23 protein-coding genes and 1 tRNA gene are annotated in these 23,434 nt (G+C 48.1%); 19 read left to right on the top strand and 5 right to left on the bottom strand.

The annotated features are described in order from the left end of the window. The first annotated feature begins 22 nt into the window (after positions 1-22). From EKG39_RS18790 to cobO, 4 genes are all read left to right on the top strand, one after another. Positions 23-796 carry an adenosylcobinamide-GDP ribazoletransferase gene (locus EKG39_RS18790; protein ID WP_126507515.1) on the top strand — a complete coding sequence of 258 codons (774 nt, stop codon included), beginning with the start codon at positions 23-25 and terminating at the stop codon, positions 794-796. Continuing rightward, on the top strand, positions 793-1,437 hold the full coding sequence (gene cobU / locus EKG39_RS18785) for a bifunctional adenosylcobinamide kinase/adenosylcobinamide-phosphate guanylyltransferase (RefSeq protein WP_126507514.1): 645 nt from the start codon (positions 793-795) through the stop codon (positions 1,435-1,437). Before EKG39_RS18790 ends, cobU begins: the two co-directional genes overlap by 4 nt. A gap of 70 nt (positions 1,438-1,507) precedes the next feature. Next, positions 1,508-3,187, top strand: a complete 1,680-nt coding sequence (locus tag EKG39_RS18780) for a cobyric acid synthase (RefSeq protein ID WP_126507513.1) — start codon at positions 1,508-1,510, stop codon at positions 3,185-3,187. 95 nt (positions 3,188-3,282) lie between these two features. Beyond that, positions 3,283-3,897, top strand: a complete 615-nt coding sequence (cobO, locus tag EKG39_RS18775) for a cob(I)yrinic acid a,c-diamide adenosyltransferase (protein ID WP_126507512.1) — start codon at positions 3,283-3,285, stop codon at positions 3,895-3,897. Between the two features lie 578 nt (positions 3,898-4,475). Here the strand turns inward: cobO and EKG39_RS18770 are convergent. Beyond that, positions 4,476-4,562, bottom strand: a tRNA-Leu gene (locus tag EKG39_RS18770). A gap of 296 nt (positions 4,563-4,858) precedes the next feature. On the opposite strand from EKG39_RS18770, the gene EKG39_RS18765 reads away from it, so the two are divergent. The 12 genes from EKG39_RS18765 to EKG39_RS18710 all read left to right on the top strand — a co-directional run bounded on the left by EKG39_RS18765 (position 4,859) and on the right by EKG39_RS18710 (position 17,797). Continuing rightward, positions 4,859-5,641, top strand: coding sequence for a cobalamin-binding protein (locus EKG39_RS18765; protein ID WP_246028561.1), 783 nt, complete (start codon positions 4,859-4,861; stop codon positions 5,639-5,641). A 156-nt stretch (positions 5,642-5,797) separates the two neighbouring features. Continuing rightward, the gene (locus EKG39_RS18760; RefSeq protein WP_126507510.1) at positions 5,798-6,181 is read left to right on the top strand and encodes an MAPEG family protein; all 384 of its coding nucleotides are present in this window, start codon (positions 5,798-5,800) and stop codon (positions 6,179-6,181) included. A gap of 298 nt (positions 6,182-6,479) precedes the next feature. Beyond that, positions 6,480-8,132 (top strand): FAD-dependent oxidoreductase, encoded by a 1,653-nt coding sequence (locus tag EKG39_RS18755; RefSeq protein ID WP_126507509.1) that lies wholly within the window; start codon positions 6,480-6,482, stop codon positions 8,130-8,132. Positions 8,133-8,171: 39 nt separating this feature from the next. Beyond that, positions 8,172-8,624: a YeeE/YedE family protein gene (locus EKG39_RS18750; protein WP_126507508.1), complete on the top strand. Its 453-nt coding sequence runs from the start codon at positions 8,172-8,174 to the stop codon at positions 8,622-8,624. A 53-nt stretch (positions 8,625-8,677) separates the two neighbouring features. After that, positions 8,678-9,175, top strand: coding sequence for a DUF6691 family protein (locus EKG39_RS18745; RefSeq protein ID WP_126507507.1), 498 nt, complete (start codon positions 8,678-8,680; stop codon positions 9,173-9,175). Between the two features lie 357 nt (positions 9,176-9,532). Further along, positions 9,533-10,795, top strand: coding sequence for an efflux RND transporter periplasmic adaptor subunit (locus EKG39_RS18740; protein ID WP_126507506.1), 1,263 nt, complete (start codon positions 9,533-9,535; stop codon positions 10,793-10,795). Positions 10,796-10,805: 10 nt separating this feature from the next. Then, positions 10,806-11,129, top strand: coding sequence for a hypothetical protein (locus tag EKG39_RS18735; protein WP_126507505.1), 324 nt, complete (start codon positions 10,806-10,808; stop codon positions 11,127-11,129). A 143-nt stretch (positions 11,130-11,272) separates the two neighbouring features. Continuing rightward, the gene (locus tag EKG39_RS18730) at positions 11,273-12,028 is read left to right on the top strand and encodes an ABC transporter ATP-binding protein (RefSeq protein WP_126507504.1); all 756 of its coding nucleotides are present in this window, start codon (positions 11,273-11,275) and stop codon (positions 12,026-12,028) included. 11 nt (positions 12,029-12,039) lie between these two features. Continuing rightward, positions 12,040-13,341: an ABC transporter permease gene (locus tag EKG39_RS18725; RefSeq protein ID WP_126507503.1), complete on the top strand. Its 1,302-nt coding sequence runs from the start codon at positions 12,040-12,042 to the stop codon at positions 13,339-13,341. A gap of 18 nt (positions 13,342-13,359) precedes the next feature. Continuing rightward, positions 13,360-14,571 (top strand): FtsX-like permease family protein, encoded by a 1,212-nt coding sequence (locus EKG39_RS18720; protein WP_126507502.1) that lies wholly within the window; start codon positions 13,360-13,362, stop codon positions 14,569-14,571. 236 nt (positions 14,572-14,807) lie between these two features. After that, positions 14,808-16,292, top strand: a complete 1,485-nt coding sequence (locus EKG39_RS18715) for a sigma-54-dependent transcriptional regulator (protein WP_126507501.1) — start codon at positions 14,808-14,810, stop codon at positions 16,290-16,292. A gap of 110 nt (positions 16,293-16,402) precedes the next feature. Beyond that, on the top strand, positions 16,403-17,797 hold the full coding sequence (locus EKG39_RS18710) for a sensor histidine kinase (RefSeq protein ID WP_126507500.1): 1,395 nt from the start codon (positions 16,403-16,405) through the stop codon (positions 17,795-17,797). Between the two features lie 123 nt (positions 17,798-17,920). On the opposite strand, the gene EKG39_RS23770 is transcribed toward EKG39_RS18710, so the two are convergent. The 3 genes from EKG39_RS23770 to EKG39_RS18700 all read right to left on the bottom strand — a co-directional run bounded on the left by EKG39_RS23770 (position 17,921) and on the right by EKG39_RS18700 (position 20,196). Beyond that, entirely contained in the window at positions 17,921-18,046 is a 126-nt protein-coding gene (locus EKG39_RS23770) for a hypothetical protein (protein WP_281276264.1), read from the bottom strand. 94 nt (positions 18,047-18,140) lie between these two features. Further along, the gene (locus EKG39_RS18705) at positions 18,141-18,716 is read right to left on the bottom strand and encodes a TetR/AcrR family transcriptional regulator (protein ID WP_126507499.1); all 576 of its coding nucleotides are present in this window, start codon (positions 18,714-18,716) and stop codon (positions 18,141-18,143) included. A 49-nt stretch (positions 18,717-18,765) separates the two neighbouring features. Continuing rightward, positions 18,766-20,196, bottom strand: a complete 1,431-nt coding sequence (locus tag EKG39_RS18700; RefSeq protein WP_126507498.1) for a coniferyl aldehyde dehydrogenase — start codon at positions 20,194-20,196, stop codon at positions 18,766-18,768. Positions 20,197-20,490: 294 nt separating this feature from the next. Here EKG39_RS18700 and EKG39_RS18695 point away from each other — a divergent pair, with 294 nt between their 5' ends. From EKG39_RS18695 to EKG39_RS18685, 3 genes are all read left to right on the top strand, one after another. Then, entirely contained in the window at positions 20,491-20,868 is a 378-nt protein-coding gene (locus EKG39_RS18695) for a SpoIIAA family protein (RefSeq protein WP_126507497.1), read from the top strand. 111 nt (positions 20,869-20,979) lie between these two features. Next, the gene (locus EKG39_RS18690; RefSeq protein ID WP_126507496.1) at positions 20,980-21,411 is read left to right on the top strand and encodes a universal stress protein; all 432 of its coding nucleotides are present in this window, start codon (positions 20,980-20,982) and stop codon (positions 21,409-21,411) included. Positions 21,412-21,509: 98 nt separating this feature from the next. Then, positions 21,510-21,953 (top strand): universal stress protein, encoded by a 444-nt coding sequence (locus EKG39_RS18685; protein WP_126507495.1) that lies wholly within the window; start codon positions 21,510-21,512, stop codon positions 21,951-21,953. Between the two features lie 274 nt (positions 21,954-22,227). Here the strand turns inward: EKG39_RS18685 and EKG39_RS18680 are convergent, their stop codons facing one another. Beyond that, complete coding sequence (locus EKG39_RS18680; RefSeq protein ID WP_126507494.1) at positions 22,228-23,073, bottom strand: LysR family transcriptional regulator; 846 nt, start codon at positions 23,071-23,073, stop codon at positions 22,228-22,230. Between the last annotated feature and the right edge of the window lie 361 nt (positions 23,074-23,434).

The raw sequence follows: 23,434 nt of genomic DNA, 5'->3' as shown, positions 1-23,434 counted from the left end.
GTATTTAAGGAGTTTTATAAATATGTTTCGTCGGGAACTGACACTGTTTTTTATTGCAATGGGCTTCTTTACCCGTATCCCTATGCCAGCTTGGGTGCAGGTAGATAGCGAAAACCTGAATAAAGCAAACCGCTATTTCGGACTGGTCGGCATTCTGGTGGGGGGATTAAGTGCCGCCGTCTATGCCCTTGCCGTTAACTGGTTGCCGACATCGGTAGCTATTATATTTGCGATGATCACCAGTGCCATCGCGACCGGTGGTTTTCATGAAGATGGTTTGGCAGATACCACCGATGGTTTCGGCGGTGGCTGGACGGTTGCCGATAAACTATTGATCATGAAAGACTCCCGTCTCGGTAGCTATGGCGCGTTGGCCCTGGTATTTATTCTGCTGCTGAAGTGGCAAATATTAAATGAAATGGCTGCTATCGATATCAATATGGTGAGCGTCGCCTTGATAGTGGGCCACTGTTTAAGTCGTGTTTTTGCCGCCAGCTTTATCTTTAGCGAACAATATGTCAGTGACTCAGACACCAGTAAGAGTAAGCCTTTGGCTCAGAACCAGAGTATGAATGAGCTGCTGATTTCATTGATGACGGCGCTTACTATTCTGATGCTGTTAAGCCTGAGTCAGGCTCTGCTCCTTATCGGTGCACTCTTGCTGCTGAGATGGGGATTGGTGGTGGCTTTTCGTCGTCAAATCGGAGGCTATACCGGCGATACGCTGGGGGCCGGGCAGCAAATATCTGAGATGCTCTGCTACCTTACGATTCTTGTTCTGGTCAGCAGCCTGTGATCCATCTGATATTAGGCGGTGCTCGCAGCGGTAAGACCCGGTATGCAACCGAGGCTGCCGTTACGCTCAGCGCGCAAGGATATGAGTGCATCTATATTGCCACCGCTCAGGCGCTCGACGAGGAGATGAGTTCGAGAATTGCCAGGCACCGACAAGATAGATGCGACGATGCGCTTGAGTGGATAACGGTCGAAACACCACTATTATTAGCTGAGTCTCTGACGCAATACGCAGCTAAAAACCGTGTAATCATTGTCGACTGTATGACGCTGTGGCTGACAAATCGGCTACTGGCCCATGAGCCTATGACAGATTCTTGTGGTGAACAAGACAAGACAAAGGTGAGCCAGGTCAGTGCGGGCTGTGTGGGCGGTGTGGATGGTGTGGATGGTGTGAATAGTGCGGATAGTAAAGAGATAAGTTGGTCCGAGGCCAAGGCGGCTCTGCTTAATTTACTGCCAACCCTTGCGGGTGAGATCTATCTGGTGAGTAACGAAGTGGGCTGCGGCATAGTGCCCTTGGGTGAGCTGAACCGCCGTTTTGTCGATGAAGCGGGCTGGCTGCATCAGGATATAGCCAGACTTGCCGACTCGGTGGTTCTGGTCACCGCGGGGCTGCCCATGAGATTAAAAGGCGCTTAATGTAGGAGCGGCTTTAGCCGCGAAGCTTTTTCTTATGAGCTTTTTCTTATAAAAAATGTAAAACAACGATATGAATACCGATAACAGAGATATGCCAGCTATTCCAGAAACGCGAACAGCCAAAGTGCTTATGATACAGGGCACCACGTCAGATGCGGGCAAGAGCACCTTGGCCGCGGGGCTATGTCGTCTGTTTGCCAGACGAGGGGAGCGGGTGGCGCCTTTCAAACCGCAAAACATGGCGCTCAACAGTGCGGTAACTATCGATGGCGGTGAGATTGGTCGCGCCCAAGCCCTGCAGGCCATTGCCTGTGGATTGCCCGCACATACCGATTTTAACCCTATTTTGTTGAAACCCAGCTCAGATACCGGCGCTCAGATCATAGTTCAAGGCGAGGTGCTCGATCAGATGGAGGCACAAACTTTCTTCGGCCTTCAAGGGGGGCGGGAAGAGGGGGGGCCGGGCTATCGGGTCAAGGCGATGTCTGCAGTTTTGGACTCTTTCTCCCGTTTAACCGATAACTATGAAATGGTGATTGTCGAAGGGGCGGGAAGTCCGGCCGAGATCAACCTCAGAGAGGGAGATATCGCTAACATGGGCTTTGCCGAAGCCGTCGACTGTCCAGTGATTATCATTGCCGATATAGACAAAGGCGGCGTGTTTGCTCATCTGGTTGGCACGCTGGCGTTACTGAGTGAGTCGGAGCAAGCCAGAGTAAAAGGGTTTGTAATCAATCGATTTCGCGGTGACATCGCCTTACTGCAATCGGGGCTGGATTGGTTAGAGCGCTACACCAATAAACCGGTATTGGGTGTGCTTCCCTATCTGCACGATCTGCATCTGGACGCCGAAGATGCCCTGGCTCCACCGCTGACAGCTTCATCTTCCGGGCAATTATTACAGCCGAAGCAGAGCAAGCTCAAAGTGTTAGTTCTGGTGTTCCCCCGGATCAGCAACCACACCGACTTCGATCCCTTAAGGCTTAATCCCTTAATCGAATTTAGTTACGCCTCTTTGCAGAGCGCAGAACCCGGGAGTGTTCAGGGGTTACCCGATGCCGATTTGATTATTCTGCCCGGCAGTAAAAATGTACGCGCCGACTTAGACTTTATCCGAGAACAGGACTGGGATACCGCCATCAAGAAGCACTTACGCTATGGCGGTAAAGTGCTTGGGCTCTGTGGCGGTTATCAGATGCTGGGTCTGCTTATCGATGACCCGGGTGGCGTCGAAGGCAGCCCCGGAGAGAGTGAAGGCTTAGGTCTACTGCCTCTGGTTACCGAGCTGAAAAATAAAAAAGTATTACGCCAAGTCACCGGGCACTTATCTCTGCTGGGGGAGCAGGCACCCGTCGAAGGCTATGAGATACATTGCGGCCAGTCGCAGGTGTTGAATACTCACATTCAAGCTCAAGCTCAAGCTCAAAACAGAACTGATGCTCAACCAATATCGCTGTCGGTGAAAGAGGCATTCGGTAAGTCTAAAGTTGATCCGGCTGAATTAGTTGCCGATGGCTTAGTCTTTGATGGTTTGGCCTCAGACGACGGCCTGATATTCGGCACCTATCTACATGGCCTTTTCGACTCACCTAAGGCCTGTGCACTAATACTTAAATGGGCGGGGCTGAAGCATGCAGAAGCGGTCGATATCGATGCGATACGTGAGCAGCAGCTCGATAGATTTGCCGACCAATTAGAGAAAGATTTAGATATCGATAAGTTAGAGAGAATCCTAGAAACTAGAACCTAGAACCTAGAACCTAGAACCTAGAACCTAGAACCTAGAACCTAGAACCTAGAACCTAGAAACTAGAAACTTCTTAGCTTTAAACATACGGAAACATCATGACCGAAAAAAATGCAGATGAGCTGAAAGCGCAGCGCCACAAAGAGCGTCAACAGAAACTTAAAGATGGCGTCGATGCCAAAATTGCCAAGGCTCAGGAGGAGAAAGGCATACTACTGGTGCTGACAGGCAATGGCAAAGGCAAGTCTACCTCAGGCTTCGGCACCATTGCCCGCGCCGTTGGCCATGGCAAGAAAGCTGCCGTGGTGCAGTTCATCAAGGGTAACTGGGATTGCGGCGAGCGAACCTTGCTCGAAGGTGCCGGCGTCGAGTTTCATGTTATGGGAACCGGGTTTACCTGGGAGACGCAAGACAGAGAGAAAGACACGGCAGCAGCATTAGAGGCATGGGAAGTCGCAGAGAAGCTACTCAAAGATGAGTCCATAGATTGCATCATGTTAGATGAGCTCACATACATGGTGAGCTATCACTATCTGGAGGTTGATAGGGTGCTTGAAGCATTAATGAATCGTCCGCCGATGCAACATGTCATCGTCACGGGAAGGGCGTGCCATAGAAGTATTATTGAGATGGCCGATACTGTGAGTGAGGTAAAGCCCATCAAGCACGCCTTTGATGCAGGCATCAAAGCCCAGCCCGGCTTCGACTACTAAATTTCTGCCTGTTCAGAATGAGGGGGTATTGTCATCGTTTTTCCAACCAATCACATATAAAGCATATGCTCATGGTCTGGAAAAGCTCGACGGCTTACCCCTCATCCCGAACAGTTTGAAATTGCATTTCTGCGCGTTCTTTGTTGTGACGTTATTGTCTGCGCTGCTTGCTGTTATAGAGAGCCACCCCATCACAGAGCCTTCAGCGTTTTTTTGGTAAGGAGCCGTCAGCTTCACTTAGTTAAGAGTGCATATGCTCAGGGAAGCAAAAAATCGACGGCTTAGCCCCTGCTTTTTATGAGATAGGCGATCACTTTGAAATATCCTGAGTGGCTGGGGGACTTACTCTTTGTGGCGTTATTGCCTGTGCTGGCTCTTGAGTTCATAAAGAGTCATCCCAATCACAGAGCCTTTAGCGGATTTTGGTAGAGAGTGCGTATAGCCTGTTATGAAAATAAGGGCTTGATGACCAGATAATTGCTGCGCAAAGAGATAATAGCTGTTTGTAGCTTAAGAGAATAAGGCAAAAATTAAATAGAAGGGGGAGGATTGAAAGTGTTTGATAAGATTTAAAATTTTGGTACAGATGGAGAGACTTGAACTCTCACGCCCTTGCGGGCACTAGCACCTGAAGCTAGCGTGTCTACCAATTCCACCACATCTGCATCGACAAACTATTGAATGAAGTACTAGCTAAAATATCTAGTTTTCAACTGCTTGTAGGGCGGATACTACTGCTCTATCATACAGCTATCAACCCGTTTTAGATGATTCCTTGATGAGAGTTTAAAGTGTGAGCAACTGGTGACAACCAGTTACGCTTGTCGAAATGATGTGTACTCTTCTCAGGTTAAGCTTGGCGAAACATGAAAATTATAACTTGTTATATTTAAACGAGAACCAGATGAAAAATATAAGAAACTGCCTCCCCATATTAGCCATCTTCCTTCCGGCTTTATCTATGATGGCGATACCGGTGAGTGCAGCTCCCGCAAAACGTGTAGTCGCTCTGTCACCCCACTCGGTGGAGATGCTTTATGCGATCGGTGCCGGGGAGTCTATCGTTGCCACGACAGAACATGCGGATTATCCACAACAGGCGCTGCAAATTCCCCGTATCGGTGGGTATCACGGTATACAGATAGAGAGAGTGATTGAGCTGGATCCCGATCTGGTGGTGGTGTGGGGCAGCGGCAATAAGGCCGAAGATATCGAGAAGCTCAATAACCTGGGATTTAAGGTGTATAACAGCGACCCTAAGACACTAGAGGCCGTCGCCACTGAGCTCGAAGAGTTGGGTGAGTTAACGGGTCATCAAGAACGGGCGGCAATGGTGGTCGCCGATTATCAAATGCAACTTAAAGAGTTACGCGCAACCAATTCGGTTAAACCTAAGGTAAAGGTGTTCTACCAGCTTTGGTCCAGCCCCTTGATGTCAGTCGCCAAGAATAGCTGGATTCAGCAGATCATCGATGTCTGCCATGGAGAGAATGTATTCTATGATGCCGACAGTGATTATCCTCAGCTTAGTCTGGAGAACGTGCTGTTGAAGATGCCGGAAGTGATCTTACAGAGTCAGGATAAGGGCAATATTCTCGGGGTAGACTGGAGTCCGTGGCAAGAGATCCCTGCCGTTAAGAATAACCATATCTATCCGCTGAATGCCGATCTTTTACATCGCGCAGCTCCCCGCGCTATCTTAGGTGTCAAATCTCTGTGTGATGCCTTGGACAAGGCACGCTAATTTTTAAGAGATTTAGAGCCATAAGCTGTAAGTGTTAAGCGGTAAGTAAGAGCCTGATGGTTGTGGCGATAAATTTTAGCTGTCATCCTGAACTTAAAACTTAAAACTTAAAACTTAAAACTTAAAACTTCATTTTTGAAAAGGATTTTTACTCCAATGACAACATTACTCATCTGCCTGTTTATCGCTATGTTGCTTCCCTACCTTGCCAAGGGGCCGGTTGCGGTGGCGATGGCAAAATTGGGTGGTTACGATAACGCTCACCCCAGAGAGCAGCAGTCCAGGTTAACCGGCTTCGGGGCTCGTGCCGTCGCGGCCCACCAGAATGCCTTCGAGTCTCTGTTGATATTCGGCCTTTCGGTATTGGTTGTCATCGCGACACAAAATGTCACGGACACCGTAGGGGTATTGGCGGTAGTTCATGTTATCGCCCGTATGGCATATCAGGTTCTTTATCTTATCGATAAAAGTACCTTGCGTTCTTTATCCTGGTTTGTTGCCATCTTCTGCTCGTTCGGTATCTTCTTCCAGGCATTTTAAAGCTTTATGTAGGAGCGGCTTTAGCCGCGAAGGTTTCAGCTTAAAAAGTTGTAAGCTGTAAGCTGTAAGCTGTAAGTTTTAAGTGGTAAGAAAGAGCTGGAGTCTTATGAGCTGGAGCCAGCTTTAGCTCCTCATCCCGAATATGGGGCAAATTTTCCAGGTCGCAGTGGCTTTCTTTGCCCTGGATCACCTTTTGATATATTCCTTAGCTTTTTCTAATGAAATAAATTCTCATGTACTTGGCGATGTAATAAACTAGCTGGCAATAAATTTTGCTTACTATGTTATTAGGTTAAGTATGAAGAAGTTACTGATTATTGGTGGTGTTGCCGGAGGTGCCTCTGCAGCAGCGCGTGCCAGACGATTAAATGAAGAAGTAGAAATTATCATGTTTGAACGTGGTGAGTTCGTCTCCTTCGCAAATTGTGGATTGCCCTATCATATCAGTGGTGAAATAGCCGAGAGAAAGGCCCTTATTCTTCAGACCCCTCAAAGCTTCAAGTCTCGTTTTAATGTCGATGTACGTGTGCGCCAAGAGGTGACAGCCATCGACAGAATGGCTAAAACTGTTACCGTAAAAAATCATGTGACCGGTGAACAGTACCTCGAAAGTTATGACGCCTTAGTGCTCTCACCGGGTGCCGCGCCTGTCGTTCCGCCAATTCCCGGACTGGATACTCCGCTGACGTTTTCACTGCGCAATATTCCCGATATGGACAGGATCTTAACCTTGCTTAAGGAGAGTAAACCGGTTCATGCCACGGTTGTCGGTGGTGGTTTTATTGGCCTGGAGATGATGGAGGCGCTTAATGAACTGAATATCGATGTCACTTTGCTTGAGATGTCGCCACAGGTGATGGCACCCGTCGATATCGAGATGGCGAATATGTTGCACAAGGAGATTGTAGACAAGGGCATAGACCTGCGTCTCAACTGCGGCCTGAGTAGCGTCGAACAGGTGGGCTCCGGCTTGGAGCTCTTCTTGAGTAACGGTGAGTCATTAAACACAGGTATCTTGATATCTGCGGTGGGCGTGAAGCCGGAAACCACTTTGGCGGTTAACGCCGGTCTGGCCATCGGTGCGCTTGGCGGTATTGTGGTCGATGAGCAGATGAGAACCAGCGATGCCTCCATCTATGCCGTAGGCGACGCCGTTGAGGAGTTTGATTTTCTTACCGGTGAGAAGGCGCTTATACCACTGGCCGGCCCGGCTAATCGTCAGGGGCGAATCGCTGCGAATAATATCTTCGGCGCAGGTGATAGCTATAATCGAACCCAAGGTACCGCAATTTGCCGGGTTTTCGATCTGGCGGTGGCAAGCACCGGACTGAACGAGAAACGTCTGGAGCGCAGTGGTATTCCCTATGAGAAGATCTATGTACATGGTGCGAGCCATGCCAGCTACTTTCCTGGCGCACACCCGGTGTCACTGAAGCTGCTGTTCAGTACCGATGACGGCACAATTTTGGGCGCTCAGGCCATTGGCCGTGATGGTATCGATAAGCGTATCGATGTAATGGCCGTGGCTATCAGGGCCGAACTTACCGTGTACGATATGCAGGATATGGAGCTGACCTATGCTCCACCTTTTGGCTCGGCAAAAGATGTGCTGAATCAGGCGGGTTTTGTCGCATCCAATAGCTTGAAAGGTGAGACTCGGTTGTGCCACACGGCCGATATCGATGCATTGAGCGACCAGCAAATTCTACTCGATGTCAGAAATCCCGGTGAGCTGATGAAATCAGGAGCGGTTGAGGGGGCTGTTAATATCCCCGTGGATCAGCTCAGAGGACGACTCGATGAACTGCCGAGAGACAAGGAGATATTGATTATCTGTCAGGTCGGTTTACGCGGCCATGTAGCCTATCGCATGTTGGTAAATCATGGGTTTATGGCGAAAAACCTCACCGGTGGCTATAAGACCTATCAGGCGGTTCACGCCAAATTTTAGCTATCTGTATTGTCGTTGCTTCAACTCTAAGGGGACGTTTTGGAATTTTCATCGTTTGCCGCCGCATTGGGTGGTGGTGTACTTATCGGCCTTTCAGCCATCTTACTCATGATATTCAATGGACGAATAGCAGGGATCAGCGGCATTGTATCGTCGGCATTCTTTGCGGATAAAAAGTTAACCGATAAAGGTTCTTCGGAAAAAGCGTCCGGTCTTGCCTGGCAGTGGTTTTTTATTGCCGGTTTAGTGCTGACGGGCGTGATATATGCGCTTGTATATGAGCAGTTAGGCTTACCGGCTTATGAGTTCGATATGGTATCAGAGCCTATGCTGTTAATCGGTGGCCTCCTCGTTGGACTAGGGTGTAGTTTAGGGCGCGGTTGTACCAGCGGACATGGAATATGTGGCATAGGACGATTATCGCTTCGCTCTATCGTAGCCACTTGCGTGTTCATTGCTGTTGCCGCCTGTACGGCAGTATTTATTCATTGATGTTGCTGTTCGTTTGGCTGAGTCATAACAAGAAAGATAGTGAGTAGTTCCAGATGAAAACCAGTTCCATAAAGAAAACTAGTTTTATAAAGAGTAAAGTCGTAGCCCTATTGTGTGGCGTGCTATTTGGTACCGGGTTATTGGTATCGGGCCTTGCCGACCCCGCCAAGGTGATAGGGTTTCTCGATGTCAGTCGTATCTCAAACGGTACCTGGGATCCGTCGCTTATGGTGGTGATGACAGGTGCTTTGGCCGTTTATATGTCACTATTTTATCTTGTGGTTAAGCCTAATATCAGAGCCGGTCGAGCGCCCGTCTGTGACACTCAGTACCATTTTCCTGAAAAGAAAACTTTAGATACTCACCTGATTTTAGGGGCGGGTCTGTTTGGGCTAGGTTGGGGAATCGTGGGGATCTGCCCGGGCCCTGCTATCGTCAATATTGCCACTCTCGATATGAGTCTTGGCCTGTTTGTCGTGGCCATGCTGTTCGGTCTCTACCTGGGTAAACTCATCAAGTCTACCCAACCCGATATGGTAAAGGCGGGTTAAAAGTTATCTGGGCTCTAGGAACTAGGGCCTGGAACCTAGAACCCTAAAAAGCTTCGCGGCTAAAGCCGCTCCTACATGGGTCATATCAAGCTTATCTCGTATCTCGTATCTCGTATCTCGAAACTCGCTACTCTTGCCTTAAAAAACCGGACACTTTCCCTATATCGGACATCTCCTCCTGAAAACCGGACACTTCCCCCTGTGTCCGCGGACACTTTTTGCTGTTTAAATTCCACCTTAAAATCCTAACCTGCTGTTATGTATATGTTAATTGTTTTTGGCACGCTACTTGTAAAGTAAGTGTTAATTCAGCGCTATTTAACCAATAGTGACCAAGCGGACAGTTAGGGATAGATGATGATTCAGGATACGAGCGGACAGGACACAGTAATACAGGCCAGCCTGACAAAGAAGTTGAAATTGCCCCTGATGGCAGGCGTCGCCGTGTTATTGGTATCAGGCCTCGTTTGGTCAAGTGTCGGTGGCAGTCAGGTCAGTGAGTCAATTAGCCGAAGCGAGCTTAGGTTTGCCACTCTGGAGAAGGGCACACTCACACGAGATATCGCCACAACGGGTAAAATTGTCGCCGCCAATGCCCCCATCCTATATAGCAACGACCAAGGTACGGTCACCTTGATGGCAAAGCCCGGAGATCGCGTCGAAAAGGGTGACGTGGTTGCGACTATCGAGAGTCACAAACTCACCAATAGTCTGAAGCAGCAGGAAGCCCTGTTAGAGGGGATGAAAAGCGCATTAGAGCGTGCCCGTCTCGATGCCCGCCGTCAACAGCTTAAGGCACAGCAGACTATCGATATGGCTAAGGTCGACCTTGCCGCCGCCGATCGTGAGAGCCGTCGTGGTGATGAGCTTATCCATAACAAGCTCATCTCTAAGATAGATTTTGAGAAAGGCAAAGACGACCTCCATAAAGCCAAGCTGCTTTCGGCTCATGCAAAGCAGGAAGCCGAGTTGATGAAAGACACACTCACCTTCGAAATTAAAAATAAAGCCGCTGAGGTTAATCGTCAGGCATTGGTTGTGACAGAACTTGAGCGCCAGGTTGCTGCCTTGAGTATCGAGGCTCCGGTGGGCGGCATTATCGGTAACTGGTTAACGGAGCAAAAAGCCCGCGTCGCTCAGAGCCAACCCATTCTGACCGTAGTGGATTTGAGCGCCTTCGAGGCAGAACTGGCCGTCCCCGAGTCTTACGCCGATGAACTGGGCTTAGGTATGGATGTGGAACTGAGTTTCGGCTCTCTGACATTGATGGGCCAACTCTCCTCTATTTCACCGGAAGTAAGAAACCGTGAAGTGACCGCCCGAGTGCGGTTCGAGCAAGATGAACGCCTTCATTTACGTCAAAACCAAAGGTTATCGGCGCGGGTATTACTGGAAAACAGACCTAATGTCCTGATGGTTAAGCGTGGCGCTTTTGTTTCAACCGGTGGTGGCCGAGAGGTGTATGCCATAAACGGTGATATCGCTGAACAAACTTCAATTCAACTCGGCGCCCGCAGTATGAGCCATATCGAGGTGCTACAGGGCGGTAAGGCTGGTGATGTCTGGGTTATCTCAAGCATTCAACCATTTAACAAAGCACAGCAAGTGCTGGTTCGCTAAGGAGAGCAAGATGAACAGATTAAATCAAAGTATGAATGAGCACGAAGCCCTTAGTGTAGACAGAGACTATGGCGAGCAAAGCGCCCTTAGCGTACAGAGAGCCTTCGGCCTGCAAGGAACCTTCAGCATAGAGAGAGTCATAACGATTACAGCACTTTTGCTGCTGCTCGTTGCGGTTCAGGTCTCGACTCAGAATGTTGGTGACTGGTTCGTGTTTGGACTGAATATTTTAGAGGTCACCGAGCCACTATCTGAAGTCTCGAATGTCGGCACTAATGTAACGACTAATGCTCCGGATTTTGTACAGAAACTAGTGATGGCGTTGGTCTTGTAGGACCGGCTTTAGCCGGGAAGGAAGAAACAGATACATGTAGGACCGGCTTTAGCCGGGAAGGGCCATTGCCGCAACATCAGCCCCTACAGTCGCAAACAATGAACATCAAAGAATTAAACGATAAAAAATAGGGAATATTGAACATGTTATCGATGAAGAATATCAGCAAAGTATTTAAAACCGATCTGGTGGAAACTCATGCGCTGCGTGAATTTAATCTGGAGGTAAATGAAGGCGAGTTTGTGGCGGTTACCGGCCCATCCGGTTCGGGTAAAACGACCTTCCTCAATATTGCAGGTTTGCTCGAAGGCTTTACTCAGGGGGATTACTTTCTCGATGGGGTGAATATTTCAAATCTGAGCGATAACAAGAGTGCTGCGATTCGTAATGAAAAGATTGGCTTTATCTTCCAGGGCTTCAACCTGATCCCGGATCTGAACCTGGCGGAAAATGTGGAAGTGCCGCTGCGATATCGCGGTTTCAATGCCAAAGAGCGTAAGCGTCGCGTACAGCATGCACTTGAGCAAGTCGGTCTTGCTGCCCGTATGAAGCACCTGCCATCTCAGCTTTCAGGTGGTCAGCAGCAGCGTGTAGCTATTGCCCGTGCCTTAGCCGGAGAGCCTAGATTCCTGCTTGCCGATGAGCCAACGGGTAATCTCGATAGCATGATGGCGCGTCAGGTGATGGAGCTGTTAGAGGAGATTAACAAGGCGGGTACCACCATTATCATGGTGACTCACGACCCTGAGCTTGCTCGCCGTGCTCAGCGCAATATTCAGATTGTCGATGGCCAAGTATGTGATTTTACCATGTATCAGGGCGGAGAACGCACCATCGAGAAGCCACATCTGGTGACAGGATCTCAAGAGCCTTCGAATCAAGACAAAGTGGCGAGCTAAGGAGAGTACCTATGTTTTTTTATTATCTTGATCTCGCCTGGCGCAGCATAAAGAAGACGCCATTTTTGTCACTACTAATGGTGCTCGCTATCTCTATCGGTATCGGTATTACTATTACGACCTTGAACATCTATCAGATGGCTTCGATTAACCCGGCGGGTGAGCGTTCTTCTAAGTTATTTGAGGTGCGGTTATGGAGTCAAGGGATTGATACCTGGTCACGCCTTAATCAGCAGATCACCTATCAAGATGGTTTTAACTTGCGTAAAAGCCCGGTGCCCGTTCGCCAGACCCCCATGTTCATGACAGGGTTTGCGGTGCAAACAGATGACCCGGAATTTACCCCTGTTTTAGAAAATGCTCGCGTCACTGATAGAGATTTTTTTGGGCTATTCTCTGTGCCATTCCTCTATGGCGGTGCATGGGATAAGCAGGTGGACAGTGAGCCTGCCTATCAGGTAGTGATCAGTGAAGAGCTCAATAAACAAGTGTTTGCAGGCGAAAATAGTGTCGGTAAAACACTGTATTTGAACCGTAAGCCTTATCAAATTGTGGGCGTGACTAAGACCTGGAATCCAAGCCCTAAATATTACGATGTGAACAATGGCGCCTTTAACGATGCCGAGAAGATCTTTGTTCCATATTCATTAGCGCCCACCGAGGAGTATCAAAGCTGGGGTAACAATCAGAGTTGGCGTAATGAACCCATGGATACTTATGCCCAGCGGCTGGCGTCAGAAGCACACTGGAATCAATATTGGGTAGAGTTGGATAATCCTGAGCAAATTCGCGCTTATGAAGAGTGGCTTGCCAACTATATTGAACAGCAAAAGCTGCTCGGTCGCTTCGAGATGCCGGATGCAAAAGCTGAGATAGCCGATGTCGCACAATGGCTGAAAGTGAATAAGGTGGTTCCGGAAGACAACAAGATCCTTGTTGGCTTGAGCGCTCTATTTCTTATCGTGTGCCTGGTTAATATGTTGGGGCTGTTGCTGGCTAAGTTTCTCAAACGTGCCCCAGAGATTGGCGTTCGCCGCGCTATCGGCGCAAGTCAAACTCAGATTTTTTCTCAGCATATGGTTGAGGTCGGACTAATTGGCTTCTGTGGCGGGGTACTGGGCCTCCTTTGGGCCTGGGGCTCGCTATCTCTGCTATCGGCTCACTTTGAGCTGGAAGATGCACTGACTCAACTGGGTTACAGCATGTGGGTGTTAGCGCCTAGCATCGCAATTATTGCAGCACTGCTTGCCGGTATATATCCCGCCTGGCGCATCTGTTCGACTAATCCAAGCGTTCATCTGAAAAGCCAATAAAGAAAGGGAGAGCTTAGCATGTTACAGATTAAACCCATTTTAAGTACGCTTATGCGCAATAAGAGTGGCCCGATATTGCTGCTTATTCAGATAATTTTATCTGTGTCCATAGTTGCGAATGCCAGCTTTATCATCAGTGAGCGAATTGATTTAATGAGCCGGGATTCAGGCTTAGCCGAATCGGAAGTGTTCGATTTTAGAGTCTATAACTTCAACCCTGAGACAGATTACGGTGCGCAAAATGGCCGTGATATGACTACTCTGCGCAACTTACCTGGTGTTATCGGTGCAACGAGTACCAGTATGACTCCCTTAAGTGGTGGTGGCTGGATGTCAGTGTTCACTTTAGGAGAGAGCGAGGAGACGGCCAAGGAGACCGAAGGCGCAGCCATCTATTATGGTGATGAGCAGATGCTCAAAACCTTAGGTGTAAAGCTTATTGCCGGGCGTAATTTCTTCGAAGAGGAAATTCTTCAGGGCAGCCCGAATCAGGCGAACTTAGGCATTGTCAGTCAGGCGTTTGCTAAGGCGACCTGGGGAGATGAGCCAGCTGTTGGTCAAGTTTTCTATGCCGCCGATTTTGGTCAAGAACCTGTTGAGATCATAGGTGTAGTGGAGACACTGCAGGGGGCTTGGGTAAATAACTCTAGTCTGGAGAACAGTGTCATACTTAATGTTGAGTTAGCGTTTCCATTCACTAAGTTTTTAGTCAGGGCGGAAGAGGGGACCTTAGCACAGCTAAAAGAAGCTATTCCGGCTGCACTGCATAGAGATAATCGAGAGCGTGTAGTCAGTGGTTTTAAATTGATCAGTGAGCATAGGAAAAGCGCCTATCGTAACCATGAATTGATGGCAACGGTGCTGTCTATGATGGTGATACTGCTGCTACTTATTACCTCACTGGGTCTGGCAGGTATGGTGATGTTTAACATCGAACGCCGCACTAAGCAGATAGGTACCCGCCGTGCATTAGGCGCGAAGAAGCGTGACATTATCAGCTTCTTTCTGGTGGAAAATTATATAATCTGTATTGTTGGTGGTGTTATTGGTGCTTTGGTCGCTGTGCAATTAGGGCAACAACTGATGAGCCTATACAGCTTACCTCAACTAGAGCTCATCTATCCGCTATCGACTGTGGCAGGGCTCATTGTGCTAACTACCATTGCGGTTATTTTGCCGGCTCGAAAAGCGGCAAGAATATCGCCTGCAATCGCGACGCGAAGCGTATAGGGATATAGACTCGAAGCGTGTAAGCATATAAATGTTAAGCGAATGAGAAATAGTCTTTAATTCTCATTCGCTTTCAGTTAGTTTTAGTCTCAGTTTTAAGCGACATTAAAAAACAAATTTCAGACAACTATTGACTATTTAGCTCCCGAGATTAGGAGCTCTTGTGACGACTAGCATTCGGTTACTAGCCCTCAATAACTCACTATCAAACGGGTATACAGATTATAAAAGAAGATATGGATACGATTCTTATTGTCGATGATAACCAAGCCGTGTGTAATGCATTGGCCTTGATGTTGGAACTTCACGGTTATCATTCGCTTACTTGTTTATCACCCGATACTGCGCTGGAATTGATACACCTGCATGATATCTCTCTGGTGATCCAGGATATGAACTTCACTCAAGACACCACGTCCGGTGAAGAGGGCAAAGCGCTATTTTACGCCATCAGGGGAATTCAGCCTGACTTGCCCATCATACTGCTTACCGCATGGACTCAGTTAGAGATCGCGGTAGAGTTGGTTAAAGAGGGGGCGGCAGATTACATGGGGAAGCCTTGGGAGGATGCCAAGTTACTGACCAGTATCAATAACCTTATCTCGCTGCATACACTTTCAAAAGCCAATACTCAGCTCAAGCGCGTCGAAAATGAGCGTATGTCTGCCATCAAGGGAGCCGATCTGTGTGGCATAGTCTTCGGCAGCGGCGCTATGCAGCGCTGTGTCGATTTAGCCCTGCAGATAGCGCGCTCCGATGTGTCGGTGCTTATTACCGGACCTAACGGTGCTGGCAAAGATAAGTTGGCCGATATCATTCATGCTAACTCGCCTCTTAAGGGGAAACCTTTTATCAAGGTGAACATTGGCGCTCTGCCGATGGAGCTATTAGAGGCGGAACTGTTTGGTGCAGAAGCGGGAGCCTTTACCGGGGCGAACAAGACCCGTATCGGTCGTTTCGAAGCTGCGGATGGCGGCACCCTGTTTTTAGATGAGATAGGTAATCTACCTCTCTCGGGTCAGGTTAAGTTATTGCGGGTGCTACAAACCGGTGAGTTTGAGCGCTTAGGTAGTCATCAGACCCGTAAGGTGAATGTGCGGGTGCTGAGTGCCACTAACGCCGATCTGGCAGTCGATATTCGTGAGGGGCGTTTTCGTGAAGATCTGTTTTATCGACTCAATGTGATCGAGCTGCCTCTGCCTCCACTTAATGCTCGCTGTGATGATATTCTTCCTCTGGTCGACCACTTTATTGGCCCGGGTTTCTCACTCAATAAACAGACTCAGCAGGTGCTCGTTGAGCATCAATGGCCGGGTAATGTCAGAGAGCTGGAAAATGTCTGCAAGCGTGCGGTGATACTGGCGCAGGATAATGTGTTAACTGTGGAAGATTTCGGCTTGATAGCGACTTCGGCTGCCAGCCTTACTCCAAGACAGGCTGAGCATAAGCAGCCTGAGCATAAGCAGCCTGAGCATAAGCAAGCAGCGGATATCGATAAACTCACTGAGGATGAGACTCATAGCGTTGACTCATCTCAGACATTTGCTGAAACTGGTTCTGGCAAAGAATCGGAACCAGTGGGCAAGGAGCCCCTGGATAAGGCAAGCATCGAGGCGGCTTTAGTCGAGCATCGCGGAGTTATTGCCAGAGTCGCCAAGTCATTCGGTCTCAGCAGGCAAGCCTTGTATCGTCGTATGGAAAAGTTTGGTATTGATAAGTAATGATTCATCCGTTTATTTATTAAAGAATACGCCGACAAGCCCTCTGTTGATAGGAGCATGGACGCATGGAAAAGTTTGGTATTGATAAGTAAAGGAGTGGTCTGCCGCTTATGGCTATAAATTTACCTTTTAATGTGTCTCTTAATGTAAGAGTGGCATTACGCACTAAATTGATATTAGGAACCGTGATTGCCAGCGTGTCCGGTGTTTTACTCTCTTTTTTGCTCTTGTCTGAGCCACTCTCTGAATCACTGACTGAGCCGGTTCAAGGTCAAGGTAGGCAGTGGGGAGAGTTGGCACTCATTATATTGGCCACCATCTCACTTTCCTGGGCGATGAGTTACTTTGTTACCCGTAAGTTGGCGACGAGTCTGATGGCATTGGAAGTTGGCTTGCTCAACTTTAAAGATAATGATTTCAGCATCAGTATTCCCGTGAGCGGCGATGAGCAACTCAGTGCATTGGCGACCCTTTTCAATGAATCTGCCGCCAGCCTGCGTCAGGAACGTCAATATATCTACCAACGTGAACTCCTGCTCGATAAAGTTATCCAGAGTTCACCCAATGTTATGCTGCTGCTCGATGATGCACAGCGGATCATTTATGCCAATGATGCGGCAAGGCACCTGTTTAATCAGGGCTCCCGTATCGAAGGCTTAAGCCTGCTAACGCTTTTGGAATCTGTTAGCGATGAACTTTCCAGAGCATTACAAAACCCCAAGGGGGGGCTGTTTAGTCTTGCTGCCAGTGATGATGGCGAAGATGAAACCTGGCACCTGTCTAGGGGGCAGTTCCTGCTTAATGGTCAATATCATCATCTGTTGCTGCTGAAGCAGATGACTCATGAGCTCAACAGGCAGGAAGTGGCAGTGTGGAAGAAGGTGATACGCATCATCAGCCATGAGCTGAATAACTCGGTGGCGCCAATCGCCTCTATGGTGAACTCGGGGCGCATGATCACCAGTGAGCTGAATGACCCTAAACTTAAGATGATCTTCGATACCATTGAGGATCGCACTAATCATCTGAGCCAGTTTATCTTCAACTATGCACGTTTCGCCAAGTTGCCTTTGCCCAAAAAGTCTGTCGTAGATTGGCATAAACTCACGGAGCAGCTCGGTCAGCATTACTCATTTAAACTGGAGGGAGAACTTCCCGGATCTCAGGGGAGTCTCGATCTTATCCAGATGGAGCAAGTACTGCTTAACTTGCTTAAGAATGCCCACGAATCGGGGTCTGCTGCAGATGGCGTGACTCTCAGCATTGAAGAATCTACCTTGGTCGATGGCACCTCCGGGATCAGCATAGAGATCAATGATGAAGGAGCGGGAATGTCACCTGATGTGCTCAAGCAGGCCCTGTTACCTTTCTACTCGACCAAGCAGTCCGGCACAGGCTTGGGCTTACCCCTTTGCCGAGAGATCATCGAGGCCCACGATGGCAGAATTAGCATGCATAACCGCGATAATGTAGGTCTGTGTGTAAGGGTGTGGTTACCCCAATAGTTGATACCTTCGAATGAAGGTTGATTACATTTTCTATTTCAGTTCATTGGTATTGGGTAAGGTTGTTGAAGGTCGTACCTTCATTTCCGTTTATCACCTGCGGTGAGCTTATGTGCAGATACTTCAGTGAGTCGCCGCAAGCACAATCCCTGTGGGCTCTGCGATGACATCTGATGTGAATGGATTCACAAATGCCGTGGTGACATGGATGTCATTGAACGGCCCTGTCATCGAAGCTCGCAGCTGCATCTACACTGGTTGATTTACAAGACGGTTGTCTCTTCGATTTGGCTTTTGCTCGAAACTCGATACTTTCTTTGCTTTGCCTTGAGCTCGCAACTTCTCAGCCCTTAGCCATCGCATTCCAAAACAGGGCAAAGCTGGCTTGTTTGTGTTCAGGCTCCTGCCACTTGCCTGGATTATCTAAGAAGTAACGGGTGGCGGCGAGGTATTGTCCGTGACAGTTATCTTGCATTAAAGCCAGCGGATAGTTCGCGAGTAACCCCTGTGCTTGGCCTTGCTGTAACAGAGTGCCCATGAAACCTAGTATGCCATTCATGGCCTGCTCTCTGATCTCTATGGCGATAGAGGGTGACATGGAGTACTGCTGAAAGAATTCCTGCTTAAGTGGATTATCCATGGCCCATTGTATGGCGCTGCACCAGAGGTGCTCGGCGTCATTCTTGAGATCGCCGCTATCTTTTATTTGGGCCTGGATTTCATTGGCGAACTCTTGTTTTATGGTTAAAAAAAGATGATTCATCAGTTCATCCTTGGAGGGGAAATGATGAAACAGAGTGCCGGTAGCCACACCCGCTTTTTTAGCTATCGAGGCGGTCGAAGTCGCATAAAAGCCTTGGCTGACGAACAAGGTCAGTGCGGTGTCTAAGATGGCTTGTTTTTTATCTTTTCGGGTCATGTGTATCCTAAGCCAGACTCTCATCTGGCTCTCTGTTTTTATGCGTGTCTTAACGTAAAAAGAGTTTATAAAGCAGTGCTTGAATCGCATTGCCATAGGGCGGGTGAACAAATTTTCCTGTGTTCAACTTGCCTCGGCTTAATACCGTTTTTGCATGGCTGAGTGTCAGGAACCCCTCCTTGCCATGATAGTGTCCCATGCCCGACGGTCCAATTCCACCAAATGGCGCGTCATCGGCGGCGACGTGGAAAACTGTCTCGTTAATACAGACGCCACCTGAGTGTGTCTGGTTAAGGATGCGTTCCTGAACCTGATCATCGAAGCTCATGATGTACAAGGCTAAGGGTCTAGGGCGTTCGTTGATATAAGTGACGGCATCATCGAGTGTGTCATAACCGATGATCGGCAGCAGAGGGCCAAATATCTCATCTTGCATCAGCAGCATATCATCATCGACGTCGGTGATAAGCTGAGTCGGGATTTTTCGCTTAGCGGTATTGATGGCTTCATCGTTGGCCGAAATCACCTTGGCTCCCTTAGACTTGGCATCTTCGAGTACCGAAGTCAGGCGGTCGAACTGACGTTGATTGATGATGGCGCCGTAATCATTATTGTCGCTAACCTTGCCATACATTGCGGTGAACTTAGCCTGATAGGCCTTGATGAATTCGGCCTGTTTCTCTTTAGGAACCAAAACATAATCCGGTGCGACACAGATCTGGCCCGAATTTAAACATTTACCATAGATCATGCGCTCGACAGCGGTCGCTATCGGCATATCTGGTGCAATGACTACCGGTGACTTACCACCGAGCTCCAGAGTTACCGGAGTCAGGTTCGCCGAGGCTGCTCGCATCACATGACGTCCCACGGTTGTGGAGCCCGTGAAGAGCAGGTGGTCGAAGGGTAAGGATGAGAACTCTGCTGCGATATCCGCTTCGCCTTCCACCACGGCAACCTGGCTGGTATCGAAGATACTTGCCAGCATCTCACCTATGACCTTATTAGTTTGGGGAGTGAATTCAGATAGTTTCAACATGGCACGATTTCCCGCGCTGAGGGCTGTTATTAATGGCCCGACCGAGAGCATTACCGGGAAGTTCCACGGTACTATGATGCCGACAACGCCTACAGGTTGATAATGTACTTTCACCTTTGCCGGAGCGAGCAGCAACCCTGCGTGACGCCGGCTTGGCTTCATCCACTTCTTCAGGTTTTTCAGGCTGTAGTTGATGTTGTTGATACAGGGCATGATGTCAGAGATTAGTGTATCGTCGGTCGATCTGGTGCCGTAATCGCGATTGAGTGCTTCAGCCAGAGGCTGTCGATACTTGAGCAACGCCGTTTTTAGCGTTTTGAGCATCTCGACTCTTTGCTGGTAAGTCGGAGTGCCTTGAGACTTGTAGCCATCTCTCTGTAGTGCTAACAGCTCTGTTAATCCGCTTTCTGGACTGATCTCTGTCGTGATGGGCATATTCATTGGTTCACTTCTCCGGCTTAGGTATCGGTAGGGCCGCATGCTCTCTATGTAAAAGCGCTTTATTACAAGCTCTCTATCTATAAAACTCGCAAAACCGACTGATTAGTCGGTCCGTGTTTTTTATATTAGTGTAATTTAATCATAAGGTCTACTGCTGTTTGATATTTGTGCAGATTAGGGGCGCAGTGTGATCCCGATCAACTTCCACTCTCATACAAAAAACTAGACTTGGTTAGTCAGCGATGCTTTTAGTGGGAGGGGGCATCACTACTTTCCGGGATAAAGGAGTGATATATGAGTAACGAGCGACATGGAATTTCGATTGGAATTGAACGTAATGGTGATGACTTTTATCTGTCATTTATTGCGACTGGCAGTCTGACTCATGAAGATTACGAGCAGATGGTCCCTCTGTTAGAGTCCGCCTTAATTGGGATAAGAGAACCTGATATTCACGCGCTCGCCGATCTGAGGGCGTTGAAAGGGATGTCTATTCATGCTGCATGGGACGATCTTAAGCTAGGCTTTTCTCATGGCAAAGAGTTTAAAAAGATGGCGATATTAGGCAAAGGCAGCCTACAGGAGTGGATGTCTAAAATGGCTGATTGGTTTACGCCCGGGGAGATTAGGTTCTTCGAAGACAGGGAAGAGGCCCTTAATTGGCTTAAGTAAATAGTTTATTAGACTGTTAACAAATAGAAAATTGGTAAAAATCACCAATATATTTGTGTGCATAGGTGTAAATTTCAATATGAAAGCTATGCTTTAATTAATGGAGGTATTATGAGAACTCGTCAAATTTTGTGTCCAACAGATTTTTCAGAAACTGCGTCTCACGCACTTCGTTATGCGATTGAGATGGCTAATTTTTATCATGTCGGTTTTCGCTTACTGCATGTGATAGATCAGCCTTATGGTGATGCGAACTTCCAAATCTTAGCCATTACTCCGGAAGAGTTGGCTCAGAATATGGAAGAGGACGCCGCCGAGAACATGCGACAGCTACTTGCAAATCTTAAGAGTGAGCTGAGTATTGAAACTGTAATACGGCGTGGTGTGCCCGTGGAGCAGATTCTGGAAGAGGCGGAAGAGAACGATGTTGGAATGATAGTGATGGCCTGCCATGGCCGCACCGGGATATCACACTTTTTGCATACCAATGTTGCCGAAGGGGTGGCCAATGGCGCTAAGTGCCCTGTGCTGGTAGTGAAATAAACCCAGCTCACTCGCCTGAACTACCTGGCCGTTATGTGCTGCCTCATAATATGAGAAGGAAATTAATTCATGAGTAAAAAAAGAAGGAGTAAATAATTATGCGTACTCGTCAGATTTTATGTCCTACTGATTTTTCAGAGACAGCTTCGCATGCCCTTAGTTATGCCATCGAGATGGCAAATTTATACCAGGTAAATATAAGACTTGTACATGTTATGAGTAAGCCTTACGGCGAACACAATTACGGGATTATTGTTGAGAGCCCTGAAGAGCTCGAGACACAATTAGAAGCCTATTCAGAAGAAAAATTAACTGAACTGGTCGCTCAAATTGAACCTGCTTTAGATGACAAATTGAGTGTGGTGCCAGTGATCAGAAGTGGCGATATTTTCGCTAACATCTTAGAAGACAGCGTTGAAAATGAGGTCGGCATGATTGTCATTGCCAGCCATGGCCATACAGGCTTGTCTCATATGCTGAACCCTAATGTGGCAGAGGCGTTGGCGAATAAGGCTAAGTGCCCGGTACTGGTCGTTAAATAAGTGACCTGACCTCTACACTAAGTTGAGTCACTTGGATTAGGTTGTGCCTGAAAGAAGAGTGTCTCTTAAATATTAATATGCCTGAGGGTAAAGCCCTCAGGCATCAGGTTGGAATGGCCCGAAGAGACGGTTTTACTCATTTCAAGATTAACTCCCTTCAATATTAAATGTTTTAAGTATTAAATCTAATAAGTATTAAATTGCTATTTAATCAATGCGTTGTTGGTGCGTTGTCAATGGCTGGACATCGCCTATAGCTAGCTCTTGTAAATCGCTATGTCTGCCTTGCCGTAGATTTACATACAGATATCACCGAGGCTATCAGTGGCTCTTCCATCCTACCGGCATTATAAGCCAGCCCTATTCGTTTCATGAGTTTCTCGTTGGCAATAGGACGTAACACCAAGCCATCGTTATGTTTTATCTCCTGCCAGTCCGGCAGTAGGGCGGCGCCGACACCTGCACTGACCATAGGCCAGGTATATTCTATGGTACGGATATTGGCTCTGGGCTGAAACTGAACGCCCTGAGCCGCCATAGTTTGTTTTAATCTGTCCAGCGCATCGCATGGAGTGCGGTTAATAAAGGGGATACCGTCGAGATCTTCGATAGAGATAAGAGGTTTACCGGCTAAAGACCAGCCGTTAGGTATGGCAAGTTGATAGCTATCTTCCCAGATGGGAATAAAGTCCTCACAGCTCGATGCTGACTGAGATAAGACCACTCGCGCATCACAAGGTTCATCGGGTTCAACCAGAGTCAGCTCAAGATTATCTATGCGCTTAGTCAGCTCGGTGAGTAGCTCACTCATTCGCTGTGCTCCCAGAGAACGCATCAGTCCCAAGCGCAAGGGAATAGGGGTTGGGCCATCGCTGAACAGATGCAGAATTGACTGTTCGTTATCACTCATCTCCCTTGCCAGAGGGTAGAGTTTATCGGCTGCCGAAGTCGGCCTGACGCCACCCGCATGGCGAACGAAAAGCTCGATGTTGAGCTCTTGTTCCAGCTGTGAAATCGCTGCGGTGATAGAAGGTTGAGAAACGAAGCACTGCCTCGCCGCGCTGGTGATGCTGCCCTGTTCGTACACAGATTGAAAGTACTTAATCGATCTCAGTTTCATTTTAAAATCCTATTAAGCGTAAGCTACGGGCTACGGGCTACGACATTCTTTATGTAGGAGCGGCTTTAGCCGCGAATGTTTCAGAGCTAGAGTGAACGCAGCTTCTCTTCGTCTATACTCATTCCTCATTCCTCGGACCTCGCTCCTTTCTTAGCCTTGTCTTATTCTCGCGGCTTCTCTGTCTTTCAAGTCTACTCAGACTTTTCTATGCAAACAAGCTTAGGTCATAGCTTTTAACTATGAGCGGCATAAAAAGATTGTATTTCATCAATACCCATAAAATATGTATGGTTAATAATTAACCGTCGAGAGCTGTGGTTTTACTGTCTGCTTTACTCTTTCTGTTTAAAAACGTTTGTTT

This window comes from Shewanella atlantica (assembly GCF_003966265.1).
Classification (GTDB): Bacteria; Pseudomonadota; Gammaproteobacteria; order Enterobacterales; family Shewanellaceae; genus Shewanella; species Shewanella atlantica.
The sequence above is the reverse complement of the archived record's forward strand: the minus strand, read 5'-3'. Positions and strand labels throughout refer to the sequence as shown.